Annotated in this window: 8 protein-coding genes, 2 tRNA genes and 3 rRNA genes; 1 reads left to right on the top strand and 12 read right to left on the bottom strand. The window is 52.0% G+C overall.

The annotated features are described in order from the left end of the window. Positions 1 to 158 precede the first annotated feature (158 nt). On the top strand, positions 159 to 1,781 hold the full coding sequence (nadB, locus tag LN244_RS03630) for an L-aspartate oxidase (protein WP_239041489.1): 1,623 nt from the start codon (positions 159 to 161) through the stop codon (positions 1,779 to 1,781). Here nadB and LN244_RS03625 read toward each other — a convergent pair. The 12 genes from LN244_RS03625 to hisS all read right to left on the bottom strand — a co-directional run bounded on the left by LN244_RS03625 (position 1,750) and on the right by hisS (position 13,551). Next, on the bottom strand, positions 1,750 to 2,142 hold the full coding sequence (locus LN244_RS03625; protein ID WP_239041488.1) for a hypothetical protein: 393 nt from the start codon (positions 2,140 to 2,142) through the stop codon (positions 1,750 to 1,752). The genes nadB and LN244_RS03625 overlap by 32 nt on opposite strands. Positions 2,143 to 2,197: 55 nt before the next feature. Continuing rightward, complete coding sequence (locus tag LN244_RS03620; protein WP_239041487.1) at positions 2,198 to 2,452, bottom strand: FAD assembly factor SdhE; 255 nt, start codon at positions 2,450 to 2,452, stop codon at positions 2,198 to 2,200. A gap of 133 nt (positions 2,453 to 2,585) precedes the next feature. Next, positions 2,586 to 2,701, bottom strand: a 5S ribosomal RNA gene (gene rrf, locus LN244_RS03615). A gap of 126 nt (positions 2,702 to 2,827) precedes the next feature. Next, positions 2,828 to 5,712: ribosomal RNA gene (locus LN244_RS03610) — 23S ribosomal RNA — on the bottom strand. A 194-nt stretch (positions 5,713 to 5,906) separates the two neighbouring features. Continuing rightward, positions 5,907 to 5,982 (bottom strand) — tRNA-Ala (locus LN244_RS03605). A gap of 38 nt (positions 5,983 to 6,020) precedes the next feature. Then, positions 6,021 to 6,097: transfer RNA gene (locus tag LN244_RS03600), tRNA-Ile, on the bottom strand. Positions 6,098 to 6,183: 86 nt separating this feature from the next. After that, a 16S ribosomal RNA gene (locus LN244_RS03595) occupies positions 6,184 to 7,725 on the bottom strand. Together the 16S, 23S and 5S rRNA genes with 2 tRNA genes alongside form the textbook arrangement of a ribosomal RNA operon. A gap of 360 nt (positions 7,726 to 8,085) precedes the next feature. Continuing rightward, on the bottom strand, positions 8,086 to 8,952 hold the full coding sequence (murI, locus tag LN244_RS03590; RefSeq protein ID WP_239041486.1) for a glutamate racemase: 867 nt from the start codon (positions 8,950 to 8,952) through the stop codon (positions 8,086 to 8,088). Next, on the bottom strand, positions 8,952 to 10,388 hold the full coding sequence (der, locus tag LN244_RS03585; protein WP_239041485.1) for a ribosome biogenesis GTPase Der: 1,437 nt from the start codon (positions 10,386 to 10,388) through the stop codon (positions 8,952 to 8,954). Before der ends, murI begins: the two co-directional genes overlap by 1 nt. Before the next feature lie 71 nt (positions 10,389 to 10,459). Then, on the bottom strand, positions 10,460 to 11,611 hold the full coding sequence (gene bamB / locus LN244_RS03580) for an outer membrane protein assembly factor BamB (protein WP_275424717.1): 1,152 nt from the start codon (positions 11,609 to 11,611) through the stop codon (positions 10,460 to 10,462). Continuing rightward, complete coding sequence (locus LN244_RS03575) at positions 11,611 to 12,273, bottom strand: YfgM family protein (protein ID WP_239041483.1); 663 nt, start codon at positions 12,271 to 12,273, stop codon at positions 11,611 to 11,613. Before LN244_RS03575 ends, bamB begins: the two co-directional genes overlap by 1 nt. A gap of 36 nt (positions 12,274 to 12,309) precedes the next feature. After that, positions 12,310 to 13,551: a histidine--tRNA ligase gene (gene hisS / locus LN244_RS03570; protein ID WP_239042359.1), complete on the bottom strand. Its 1,242-nt coding sequence runs from the start codon at positions 13,549 to 13,551 to the stop codon at positions 12,310 to 12,312. Positions 13,552 to 13,581: the final 30 nt, after the last annotated feature.

The raw sequence follows: 13,581 nt of genomic DNA, 5'->3' as shown, positions 1-13,581 counted from the left end.
CGACCTAATGCATTGCAACCTCATGTCTGTAACAGGCACGCACCAAGTATGAGCCTGAATACAGCATGAAGTTCCCAAAAAAATTTATTGGTAACCGGTCTTACACTGGGTAGCTTGAAACCTCATAATAGATTGCAGTGAACGTACGGAATGTGAATATGAGCTCAAACCAAGGCACTCCTCTGGACTACGATGTATTGGTAATCGGCAGCGGTGCAGCAGGACTAACTCTCGCACTGCAACTCCCCTCTCATTTTCAGGTCGCTGTGCTGAGCAAGGCTCGTTTCGAAAGTGGCTCAACCTGGATGGCTCAGGGTGGGATTGCCGCAGTTCTAGAGACCACGGACAGTTTCCAGGAGCACACACGGGACACTTTGGTCGCAGGAGCAGAACTGAGCCGCCCTGAAGCTGTAAAACACATCATCGAGGAGGGACCGGCCAGTATTCAATGGCTTATTGAGCAAGGTGTACCTTTTACCCGTGAAGGTGACCATTACCACTTGACGCAAGAAGGTGGACACTCCCACCGTCGGATTATTCATGCTGCCGACGCAACGGGTCGAGCCATTCACTCGACGCTACTTAAACGCGCTCATGAAGCCTCAAACATCACCCTCCTGGACCACCATGTCGCGATTGATTTAATAACAAGGAGAAAGCTCCGCCTCCCTCACAATCGTTGCATTGGTGCCTATGTACTCAACAAGCACACCGGCCACGTACAGGCTTTCCGAGCAAATAATGTTGTGTTGGCTACAGGCGGTGCCGCAAAAGCTTATCTATACACAACCAACAGTGACGGCTCGACCGGTGATGGCATTGCAATGGCTTGGCGGGCAGGCTGTAGAGTTGCCAACATGGAGTTCAATCAATTCCATCCTACCTGCCTCTATCATCCTCAAGCCAAGTCTTTCCTGATCAGTGAAGCAGTTCGTGGTGAAGGTGGGCGGTTGTTGCTACCAGACGGCACCCGATTCATGCCGTCATTCGACGATCGGGCCGAGCTGGCTCCAAGAGATATTGTTGCCCGAGCGATTGACCACGAAATGAAGCGTCTTGGCTGCGACTGTGTATATCTTGATATCTCTCACCGTTCAGCCGATTTCATCAAGGAACACTTCCCGACTATTTATCAGGGTTGTTTGAACTATGGCATCGACATCACAAAGGACCCAATCCCCGTGGTGCCAGCAGCACATTACACTTGTGGTGGCGTCATAACCGACAATGAAGGCCGAACAGATCTCGAAGGACTCTATGCCATCGGTGAAACGGCATTTACTGGTTTGCACGGAGCAAACCGACTGGCATCGAACTCACTTCTCGAATGTATCGTCTACGGGGCGGCATCGGCACGGTCAATTGCACAACGTTCAACCGTTGAAAACCTCGATACCATAGAAGTGCCAAACTGGGATGAGTCACTCGTCACTAATTCAGATGAAGATGTAATCATTTCGCACAACTGGGACGAGCTTAGACGCTTTATGTGGGACTACGTAGGTATCGTCCGCACCACGAAACGTCTGCAGCGTGCACAACATCGAATCGAGCTGCTGCTTCAGGAAATTGCCGAGTATTACAGTAATTACCGGGTCAGTTCTGATCTGATCGAATTGCGCAATCTGGCGACGGTAGCCGAACTGATGATCCGCAGCGCCATCACACGCAAGGAAAGCCGCGGGCTGCACTACACATTGGACTACCCATCAGCATCACAGGAAAGGGTTGATACGATCCTTTCTCCGCTTAATTTTCAGTGGCCGGATTCGGTGCGATAGGCGCACCGAATTTCATCGCCACACTCAAACGCCTGGCATCGTCACCTGTTATCGAGCCGGGCGTAATCCAAAACCATGTACGTAGTGCCCTGTCCCTGCGTTGCAAGACCAGCAGATAGAACATGCCAGGCACAACAAGGCGATTATACACCTTATCTACAGGCACCCATTTTCCCTGAGTAGTTAAGACACTCATCATCTTGTGCTCAACATCCCAATCCAGGCCAACGAGCTGATCCGCTGTATGCATAACCAATAACTGCCAGATGATGACACTGCCGACCAACAGGTAAGTCACAATAATCAACAACAGTCGCTCAGGTTCTACGGATAACTTTGAGAGAGCAATAAAACCCAACATCAGCGTTGCCGGGTAAAGGATGTGCAGTAGCCGGGAACTACCGCACGGTAGGATCTTAATCGGGCTGAACGCGTTCAAGAATAATGTTCACAATTCGTTGAGTATCTGGATCTTCTGGCTCAGAGCGCTGCATGAACCACATGAAAAGATCCTGGTCTTCAGAATCCAGCAATTTTACGAAGCGTGTTTGATCTTCAACGGGCAATTCAGCAAAGGCCTCTTCCATAAAAGGCACCAGGAGCACATCAAGCTCCAGCATACCCCGTCTGCACTGCCAGGTGAGGCGGCGAATATCATCATCTGAGTACATCTGTTTACCTTAACACGTTAACGACAAACTGAGCAGATATTACCCGTTGCCTGCCCCAAGAGCCATACCCAAAATCTGCCCCATAACGCAAAAACCCCGGCCTCAACGAGACCGGGGTTCTGCTTAAATAAGTGCTTGGCGATGACCTACTCTCACATGGGGAAGCCCCACACTACCATCGGCGATGACGCGTTTCACTGCTGAGTTCGGGATGGGATCAGGTGGTTCCACGTCTCTATGGTCGCCAAGCAAAACTGGTACAAATCAGATCTGAAATTCGTGACTGTCTGTGTTGTCGCTACAAGCGTTCAACCGGTGCTCTTACGAGCTACGATAATCTTTCTAACCATTCATTTCAAACGCCTTGGGCGTTATATGGTCAAGCCTCACGAGCAATTAGTACTGGTTAGCTCAACGCCTTACAACGCTTACACACCCAGCCTATCAACGTCCTGGTCTCGGACGGCTCTACAGGGACCTCAAGGGTCCAGTGAGATCTCATCTTGAAGGAGGCTTCCCGCTTAGATGCTTTCAGCGGTTATCCCGTCCGAACGTAGCTACCCGGCAATGCCACTGGCGTGACAACCGGAACACCAGAGGTTCGTTCACTCCGGTCCTCTCGTACTAGGAGCAACTCTTCTCAAATCTCAAACGCCCACGGCAGATAGGGACCGAACTGTCTCACGACGTTCTAAACCCAGCTCGCGTACCACTTTAAATGGCGAACAGCCATACCCTTGGGACCGGCTTCAGCCCCAGGATGTGATGAGCCGACATCGAGGTGCCAAACACCGCCGTCGATGTGAACTCTTGGGCGGTATCAGCCTGTTATCCCCGGAGTACCTTTTATCCGTTGAGCGATGGCCCTTCCATACAGAACCACCGGATCACTAGAACCTACTTTCGTACCTGCTCGACGTGTCTGTCTCGCAGTCAAGCACCCTTCTACTCTTGCGCTCATTGGCTGATTTCCGACCAGCCTGAGGGTACCTTCGTGCTCCTCCGTTACGCTTTGGGAGGAGACCGCCCCAGTCAAACTACCCACCACACAATGTCCTCGATCCGGATTACGGACCTGAGTTAGAACCTCAACAGTACCAGGCTGGTATTTCAAGGACGGCTCCACTCGAACTGGCGTCCGAGCTTCAAAGCCTCCCAGCTATCCTACACAAGTAATGTCAAAGTCCACTGTGAAGCTATAGTAAAGGTTCACGGGGTCTTTCCGTCTAGCCGCGGGTACGCTGCATCTTCACAGCGAGTTCAATTTCACTGAGTCTCGGGTGGAGACAGTGTGGCCATCGTTACGCCATTCGTGCAGGTCGGAACTTACCCGACAAGGAATTTCGCTACCTTAGGACCGTTATAGTTACGGCCGCCGTTTACCGGGGCTTCGATCAAGAGCTTCGCCGAAGCTAACCCCATCAATTAACCTTCCGGCACCGGGCAGGCGTCACACCCTATACGTCCACTTTCGTGTTTGCAGAGTGCTGTGTTTTTAATAAACAGTCGCAGCCACCTGGTATCTTCGACCGGCATCAGCTTAGAGAGCAAGTCTCATCACCAACACCGGCGTGCCTTCTCCCGAAGTTACGGCACCATTTTGCCTAGTTCCTTCACCCGAGTTCTCTCAAGCGCCTTGGTATTCTCAACCTGACCACCTGTGTCGGTTTCGGGTACGGTCCCGCATAACCTGAAGCTTAGAGGATTTTCCTGGAAGCATGGCATCAACCACTTCGACTCATAAAGAGTCTCGTCATCAGGTCTCAGTCTTAAGGAGCCGGATTTGCCTAACTCCTCAACCTACACCCTTAAACGCGGACAACCAACGCCGCGCTGGCCTAGCCTTCTCCGTCCCCCCGTCGCAGTTATGCGCGGTACAGGAATATTAACCTGTTTCCCATCGACTACGCTTTTCAGCCTCGCCTTAGGGGCCGACTCACCCTACCCCGATTAACGTTGGATAGGAACCCTTGGTCTTCCGGCGAGGGGGTTTTTCACCCCCTTTATCGTTACTTATGTCAGCATTCGCACTTCTGATACCTCCACGGTGCCTTACAGCTTCCGCTTCAACGGCTTACAGAACGCTCCTCTACCATGCCCTAAGGCATCCGCAGCTTCGGTGTCTAGTTTGAGCCCCGTTATATCTTCCGCGCAGGCCGACTCGACTAGTGAGCTATTACGCTTTCTTTAAAGGGTGGCTGCTTCTAAGCCAACCTCCTAGCTGTCTAAGCCTTCCCACATCGTTTCCCACTTAACTAGAACTTTGGGACCTTAGCTGGCGGTCTGGGTTGTTTCCCTTTCCACGACGGACGTTAGCACCCGCCGTGTGTCTCCCATGATTGCACTCTTGGGTATTCGGAGTTTGCATCGGGTTGGTAAGTCGGGATGACCCCCTAGCCGAAACAGTGCTCTACCCCCCAAGGTGAGACATGAGGCGCTACCTAAATAGCTTTCGAGGAGAACCAGCTATCTCCGGGCTTGATTAGCCTTTCACTCCGATCCACAGGTCATCCGCTAACTTTTCAACGGTAGTCGGTTCGGTCCTCCAGTTGATGTTACTCAACCTTCAACCTGCCCATGGATAGATCGCCCGGTTTCGGGTCTACTCCCAGCGACTTGGCGCCCTATTAAGACTCGGTTTCCCTACGCCTCCCCTAAACGGTTAAGCTTGCCACTGAAAGTAAGTCGCTGACCCATTATACAAAAGGTACGCAGTCACCGTCCGAAAACGGCTCCCACTGCTTGTACGTACACGGTTTCAGGGTCTATTTCACTCCCCTCACAGGGGTTCTTTTCGCCTTTCCCTCACGGTACTGGTTCACTATCGGTCAGTCAGGAGTATTTAGCCTTGGAGGATGGTCCCCCCATATTCAGACAGGATAACACGTGTCCCGTCCTACTCGATTTCACTGTAAATAGGTTTTCGCATACGGGGCTATCACCCACTATGGCCACACTTTCCAGAGTGTTCTGCTAACCACATCACAGCTTAAGGGCTGGTCCCCGTTCGCTCGCCGCTACTAAGGGAATCTCGGTTGATTTCTTTTCCTCCGGGTACTTAGATGTTTCAGTTCCCCGGGTTCGCCTCTCAAAACCTATGTATTCAGTTAAGAGATACCCGCAAGCGGGTGGGTTTCCCCATTCGGAAATCCTCGGATCAAAGTCTGTTTACCGACTCCCCGAGGCTTATCGCAGGTTACTACGTCCTTCATCGCCTCTGACTGCCAAGGCATCCACCGTGCACGCTTATTCACTTGACCATATAACCCGAAGGCGTCTGGAAAAATGAATGGTTCGTAACGATTATCGCCGGTTGGCGCTTGTATCAAACAATACAAGACAATCTTTCAGATCCAATTTGTTAAAGAGCGTTTAAAGCTAAGAAGCTTTAAAAGATAAACTCAAAAGAGCGTATGTTTTAAAACTTTCTTGACCATTCCAGGCATCTAAGGAATGGTGGAGCTATGCGGGATCGAACCGCAGACCTCCTGCGTGCAAAGCAGGCGCTCTCCCAGCTGAGCTATAGCCCCATCGAGTCGCTTCCCCATCGGCCAGGCCGTGAGGAAATTGGTAGGCCTGAGTGGATTTGAACCACCGACCTCACCCTTATCAGGGGTGCGCTCTAACCAACTGAGCTACAAGCCTACATATTCAGCACCAGGCTGATTACGCTCTCTTCAACTTTCGATCAGGTAATATGTGTGAACGCTTGCCAGAACTTCGCAATCGTTTAAGGAGGTGATCCAGCCCCAGGTTCCCCTAGGGCTACCTTGTTACGACTTCACCCCAGTCATGAATCACACCGTGGTAACCGTCCTCCCGAAGGTTAGACTAGCTACTTCTGGTGCAACCCACTCCCATGGTGTGACGGGCGGTGTGTACAAGGCCCGGGAACGTATTCACCGCGACATTCTGATTCGCGATTACTAGCGATTCCGACTTCACGCAGTCGAGTTGCAGACTGCGATCCGGACTACGACCGGTTTTCTGAGATTAGCTTACCCTCGCAGGTTCGCGGCCCTCTGTACCGGCCATTGTAGCACGTGTGTAGCCCTACTCGTAAGGGCCATGATGACTTGACGTCATCCCCACCTTCCTCCGGTTTGTCACCGGCAGTCTCCTTAGAGTTCCCACCCGAAGTGCTGGCAAATAAGGATAGGGGTTGCGCTCGTTACGGGACTTAACCCAACATTTCACAACACGAGCTGACGACAGCCATGCAGCACCTGTCACTGCGCTCCCGAAGGCACCAAGGTATCTCTACCAAGTTCGCAGGATGTCAAGAGTAGGTAAGGTTCTTCGCGTTGCTTCGAATTAAACCACATGCTCCACCGCTTGTGCGGGCCCCCGTCAATTCATTTGAGTTTTAACCTTGCGGCCGTACTCCCCAGGCGGTCAACTTATCGCGTTAGCTGCGCCACTAAAGGATCAAGTCCCCCAACGGCTAGTTGACATCGTTTACGGCGTGGACTACCAGGGTATCTAATCCTGTTTGCTACCCACGCTTTCGCACCTCAGTGTCAGTATCAGTCCAGGCAGTCGCCTTCGCCACTGGTGTTCCTTCCGATCTCTACGCATTTCACCGCTACACCGGAAATTCCACTGCCCTCTACCGTACTCTAGTTTGGCAGTATCAGGTGCAGTTCCCAGGTTAAGCCCGGGGCTTTCACATCTGACTGACCAAACCACCTACGCGCGCTTTACGCCCAGTAATTCCGATTAACGCTTGCACCCTCCGTATTACCGCGGCTGCTGGCACGGAGTTAGCCGGTGCTTCTTCTGCAGTTAACGTCACAGCATGCCGGTATTAACGACACACCTTTCCTCACTGCTGAAAGTGCTTTACAACCCGAAGGCCTTCTTCACACACGCGGCATGGCTGGATCAGGGTTGCCCCCATTGTCCAATATTCCCCACTGCTGCCTCCCGTAGGAGTCTGGGCCGTGTCTCAGTCCCAGTGTGGCTGATCATCCTCTCAGACCAGCTACGGATCATCGCCTTGGTGAGCCTTTACCTCACCAACCAGCTAATCCGACGCGGGCTCATCTGATAGCGTGAGGTCCGAAGATCCCCCACTTTCCCCCGAAGGGCGTATGCGGTATTAGCAGTCGTTTCCGACTGTTGTCCCCCACTACCAGGTAGATTCCCACGCGTTACTCACCCGTCCGCCGCTCGCCGGCGATCTAGCAAGCTAGATCCCGCTGCCGCTCGACTTGCATGTGTTAGGCCTGCCGCCAGCGTTCAATCTGAGCCATGATCAAACTCTTCAGTTTAAATCTTTGGTTGAGTCTTTTACGAAAGGAGGAATGATCCCTTCAGACTCGGCTCAAGGTATTACACAACGCTAAATGAATATTCAGTTAGGTTGCTTGCCTTGATTAAGCTTTGCGTGCTCAATCCTGACAAGCGCCCACACATATTACCTGATCAATTTGTTAAAGAGCGGGCTTGGCCAACCGCGCCGTAGCGCAACCTGTTGTCTCAAGCGAGGCACACATTTTACTGCGCACCACTTCTGTGTCAAGTTTTTTTCAACTCTTTTCAACAACTTATTTATTATTGAAAAGCGCGCTTGCCGCTGAAGTGGGGCGTATTCTACAGCCTACCATTTCACTGTCAACGCTTTTTTTCGATTATTTCAAAGTAGCTGTATGGTGTTGAATATCAACCAGCTCGACACCAGCGGCATCAATCTGTTCGTTAAAGAAGTTATTGGCAACACGAGCAAATCGTTCAGGCCCATCAGTGACTAAAAAGCTCAACTGACCTGGTGCTTGCTGTGGATTCAATAATTTTTCCGATACCAGGCGAGCTTTCACTGCCGATGCAGTAGTCGCAGCGGAGTCAACCAGTATGACTTGGCTGCCAACCACCTTAGCGATTGCGCCACTAAGTGCCGGGAAATGGGTACAGCCCAGTACCAGGGTATCGAGGGCGCCTTCGCTTTCACTGCCTCTCATTAAAGGTTTTAGACACTTGGCAACAATCTGTTCAACGAGCTCTCCGTGGTGCCAGCCCTCTTCTGCCAAAGCTACAAATAATGAACACGCCTGCGCCTGTATGCGCGCTTCTGGCATGATACCGAGTATAGCCTTTTGATATGCCTGGTTGTTGGTTGTACTTTCTGTCGCGATGACACCTATATGCTTGCGTCTGGTTGCCTTGCAAGCTGCAAGGGCACCCGGCTCAATAACACCCAATACCGGCAATTCAGGGTAGCAATTTTGAAGATGCTCAAGCGCCATCGCAGAAGCTGTATTGCAGGCGATGACTATCGCTTTGATTCGCCTTGCATGCAGTGCTTTTACAGCTTGTTCAGCATAGCGCATGACAGATACTGCACTTTTGGTTCCATAGGGTACCCGTGCGGTATCCCCCAGATACACCAGGTTTTCGTTAGGTAGTGCTTTGCGGAGAGCATTCAACACTGTCAGCCCTCCCACTCCTGAATCGAACACCCCTATCGCCGCTTCCAGATCAACTGGACTGGATCGCCCCATCAGCGCTGCGCCTTCTTTTTGGCCTTATGTTTCATCGTCTTAATGTGCTGACGATTTCGCTCTTTCTTTGCCAACTGACGCGGCGTCAGCTTGTTACGACGACCCGCGAACGGGTTGTCACTGGTTTTGAATTCAAACCGAATCGGAGTTCCGCGTACCTTGAGGTAGCGAATAAATCTGTTTTCGAGGTATCGCTTATAAGATCCAGGCAACGCATCGGTCTGATTACCGTGAACAACAATAATGGGTGGATTGGATCCACCCTGGTGCGCATATCGCAGCTTAATTCGACGATTATTAATGGCCGGTGGCTGGTGGTCCGCTACGACATCCTCAAGCAAGCGTGTTAGCTGATTGGTTGACCACTTAGCCATTGCGCAATCATAGGCTTCATTTACCGAACCATAGAGATCCCCAACCCCAGAACCATGCAATGCTGATATAAAGTGGAATCGAGCGAAGGCGGCGAATTCAAGACGTCTCTCGACCTGTGACTTCACATGGTCACGCTGTTCAGAGGTCATACCGTCCCATTTGTTTAATGCCACAACCAGTGCACGACCTGAATCGATGACAAAGCCAAGCATACTGAGATCCTGCTCGGTCACCCCCTCTCTGGCATCTATAACACTGATCACTACATTGGCATCCTTGATTGCCTGCAGCGTCTTGACGATCGAGAACTTTTCTACCGCTTCGGTGATATGCTTGCGACGGCGAACACCAGCCGTATCGATCAGTGTGTACTTCTGCCCCTCGCGCTCGTAGGGGATATAAATACTGTCACGCGTCGTACCCGCCTGATCGTAGACTACCACACGCTCTTCGCCCAACATCCGGTTAACCAGAGTGGACTTGCCTACATTTGGGCGACCGATAACAGCGATACGAATGCTGTCATCTCTCTCTTTATCAGCCTGTTCGGCTTCCAGAGCTTCCTCATCAGGCATGTACGGCGCGAGCACTTCATCAATCAAGGAAGTGACATTGCGACCATGAGCGGCTGCGATAGGTACGGGCTGCCCAATACCCAATGCATAAAAATCTGCCATAGCCGTATCAGGGTCAATGCCATCCGTCTTGTTTACAACAAGCCAGCACTCCTTATTGTTGCGCCGCAAATGGTCTGCAATCATTTCATCGGCTGGATTTAAACCGGCGCGACCATCTACCAGAAACAAGACGATATCGGCTTCATCGATGGCCAGCAGTGACTGCTCTGCCATGCGTTGGTCAATACCGGCTTCATCACCGGAAATCCCGCCCGTATCGATTACGATGTAATCACAGCCACCAACACGTCCTTCGCCATACTTGCGATCCCGGGTCAATCCGGGCAGGTCGGCAACCAGAGCATCTCGGGAACGAGTCAGCCGGTTAAACAGGGTCGATTTGCCAACATTGGGACGACCCACCAAAGCGATTACGGGTAACATAGGATTTCACCTGGAAACAACACGGCGGCACTCTGCAGAACAGAGGCCGCCGTGGAAAAATTCAATTGTGCTTACTGCAACTTCAAAGCGGTTAAGCGGCCATCGTTGCTAAGCGCATAGAGTACATCATCTTTAACCAGCAGATCACTCTGCACACCTGCAGAAGTCAATTTGTACCGTGCTGTAAAATGACCATCAATCTGAGACAGTACGTGCAGATAGCCTTCCCCATCTGCCACAACAAGACTGTTGCCTAACACTGTTGGCGTAGTCACTTTGCGGTTCAACAGCCCATCCTGACGCCAGACGCTGGCGCTGTTTCGCGCATCAAACGCCTGCACACTGTCATCAGCCGTGACAGCGTATACATTACCAAACCCACCAGCCAGACCACGATAACTGGAAAGATCCTGAGCCCAGATCATTTGGCCATTTGCGGGATTAACCGCAGCAAGACGCCCCTGATAACTGGTAACGTATACAAGGCGATTATAAACCAGCGGCTTGGCATCAATATCGATGATACGATCAAGCTCTGAGCGCCCTTCAGACAAAGCAATTCGCTGCTCCCACAGAGGACGTCCACTGCGATTATCTATTGCCACGAGCTTGCCGTTGGCAAAACCGGCCAAGGTCAGGTCGGCTGCAACGATAGGCGCCGCAGTTCCACGAAGACTCAAGCGGGGAATCTGGCTGTCATAGGTCCACAACTGACGCCCCGTCAGAAGATCCAGTGCCGTCAACCTGCCATCCAGTTGCTGGACTACGAGCATTTCTGCATTCATTTGTGGCTGACTGATCACTTCAGACGACGCCTGATAACGCCAAAGCTCGTTGCCATCATCAGCCGAAAGCGCCAGTACCTCACCACTCAGCGTGGACAGTACAACCAATCCATTACCTGCACCGACACCACCCATGATCTCGGTTTCCAGTTCGCGGCGCCAGATAATATTCCCCGAGGCAAGGTCTGCTGCCACGACATCACCCTCTGCACTGGCAGCAAAAATACGGCTGCCATCAATCGACGGCGCCAACTGATGAAACTTGCCACCCAGATTCCCACCCAGGTTGACGCTCCATACAGTTTCAAGGGATTGCTCACGCTCAAACTCTACCAACTCGGTCGGCTTGACTCCCTCTTCAGAGCTGAACATTCCACAACCTGTCAGACTGCTTCCGATTACGGCGGCAGCCAGCAAGATTCTTAGCTTTGCTGCCATCATGATTTCACCTCAGCCAGATCGTCACGTTTGATCTTCAACAAGGGTTTACGAGCTTCGCCACCGGCTGCCAGCAATGCCGCATCATAGGCAGTGCGTGCCTGTTCAACATTCCCGATAGACAAATACAGGTCACCAAGCAACTCCTGCTTTTCTGCCTCGAAGGTACCGGCATCCAGCCCTTTCACCAGTTCAACAGCCGCCTCAACTGCGCCCTGTTGCTGCATCACCAGCGCCTTACGCAAAGTTGCGACACGCTTGATACTGTCGACCTCACCAGAAGCAGACAACACCCAATCAAGCTCGGTGATGGCTGCAGCATACTCTTCCTGCTGAACATGCATCGCCGCCAATACGAGCCCGGCATAACGTGCGTAAGTCGTATCCGCGAAATCGGCTTTCAGCTGCTCTGTCAAGTGCTTGGCCGTGGCATACTGCGCATTATCAGCGGTATTCATCGCCTGCAGCTGTGCTGCTTCGGTCAGATTCTGATAAAGCGCTGAAGCGGAAGCAGCTTTTTGTTGCTGGTGCGACTGCCAACCCTGCCAGCCAAGAACCAGTGCAATCGCCAAACCCACACCCAGAACAAGCGACTTACCGTTCTCCTGCCACCAGGCTTTTAACGCCTGCAACTGTTCCTCTTCCGTTCGCAATTCAGCCACGTTCCGACTCCTGATTGTTATGCATTGGCTATCAATTTAGTGGGCAAACAAAACTTGCAGGCGTTCACAAAGCCGCTCCAGCTGCAAGTCATATTCTGTTTCATCATTATGCCACAGGGACGCCTGAAGCCCGTGTTCGTCTGTTTTCTTAACCAGCACAATTGCAGAAGCACCCGTTTGGCGCGCCTTGGTGGCAATATTCTTTAACCCTGCACAGTGTACACGGACACGCAATCCAGGCACTGCAGACCGCAATTGTTCTGCCAACAGAATCAAATCTGCCTGAATACCCTTGTGCTCGGCAGCCAGATACAGATCAAACGTCTGGCGAGTCGTCTCGGGAACCAGCTGAAGGGTTTCAAGCAGCAGAATCAGACGCTCAACCCCCATAGCAAAACCAACCGCTGGCGTTGGTTTACCACCCAGCTGTTTAACCAGGCCGTCATAGCGCCCACCGGCACAGACTGTCCCCTGAGCACCCAGCTCATCAGTCACCCATTCGAAAACAGTCTTGCAGTAATAGTCCAGCCCACGTACCAGGTATGGATTCACCTCATAACGCACGCCTGCTGCATCCAGCATTTCGCATAGCTGACGAAAATCCTGCGCAGACTCGTCGTCCAGATAGTCAGTCAGAACCGGCGCTTCTTCAAGGACTACGCGTGTTGCTTCGTTCTTGCTATCAAGAACCCGCAAGGGGTTGCTCTCCAGGCGACGCTGACTATCTTCATCCAGCTGATCAAAATGCTGGCGAAGATAGGCGACTAATGCATCCCGATACTCGGCACGAGCCTGATTACTGCCCAGGGAGTTCAGCTGCAGGGTCACCGCATTTTCCATCCCAAGTTCACGCCAGAGTGCAGCTGTCATCAGGATCAGCTCGGCATCCACATCGGGACCGGCCATGCCAAAGGCCTCAACCCCTACTTGATGGAATTGGCGATAACGCCCTTTCTGCGGCTTTTCATATCGAAACATCGGGCCTTGATACCATAACCGCTGAGTCTGGTTGTAGAGCAAACCATGCTCCTCTCCAGCACGAACACAGCAGGCTGTTCCCTCTGGACGTAGCGTCAGACTTTCACCGTTGCGGTCATCAAAGGTGTACATTTCCTTTTCGACAATGTCGGTTACTTCGCCAATGGAGCGTTTAAACAGGTCGGTCTGTTCGACGATTGGCATACGGATCTCAGAGTACCCATAAGCACCCACTACACGCTTGATAGTGGCCTCAAGGTACTGCCAAACCGGTGTCTGTTCCGGCAGAATGTCGTTCATGCCGCGAATGGCTTTAATCTTTGTCAAAAC

This window comes from Marinobacterium sediminicola (genome assembly GCF_022343685.1).
GTDB lineage: Bacteria > Pseudomonadota > Gammaproteobacteria > Pseudomonadales > Balneatricaceae > Marinobacterium > Marinobacterium sediminicola.
This window is presented reverse-complemented; position numbering and strand designations above follow the sequence as displayed.

Excerpts from the sequence above, each read along its gene's own strand:
- nadB (WP_239041489.1), top strand. The coding sequence starts at position 159 with ATGAGCTCAAACCAAGGCACTCCTCTGGACTACGATGTATTGGTAATC.
- LN244_RS03625 (WP_239041488.1), bottom strand. The coding sequence starts at position 2,142 with ATGTTGGGTTTTATTGCTCTCTCAAAGTTATCCGTAGAACCTGAGCGA.
- LN244_RS03620 (WP_239041487.1), bottom strand. The coding sequence starts at position 2,452 with ATGTACTCAGATGATGATATTCGCCGCCTCACCTGGCAGTGCAGACGG.
- murI (WP_239041486.1), bottom strand. The coding sequence starts at position 8,952 with ATGGGGCGATCCAGTCCAGTTGATCTGGAAGCGGCGATAGGGGTGTTC.
- der (WP_239041485.1), bottom strand. The coding sequence starts at position 10,388 with ATGTTACCCGTAATCGCTTTGGTGGGTCGTCCCAATGTTGGCAAATCG.
- bamB (WP_275424717.1), bottom strand. The coding sequence starts at position 11,611 with ATGGCAGCAAAGCTAAGAATCTTGCTGGCTGCCGCCGTAATCGGAAGC.
- hisS (WP_239042359.1), bottom strand. The coding sequence starts at position 13,551 with ATGAACGACATTCTGCCGGAACAGACACCGGTTTGGCAGTACCTTGAG.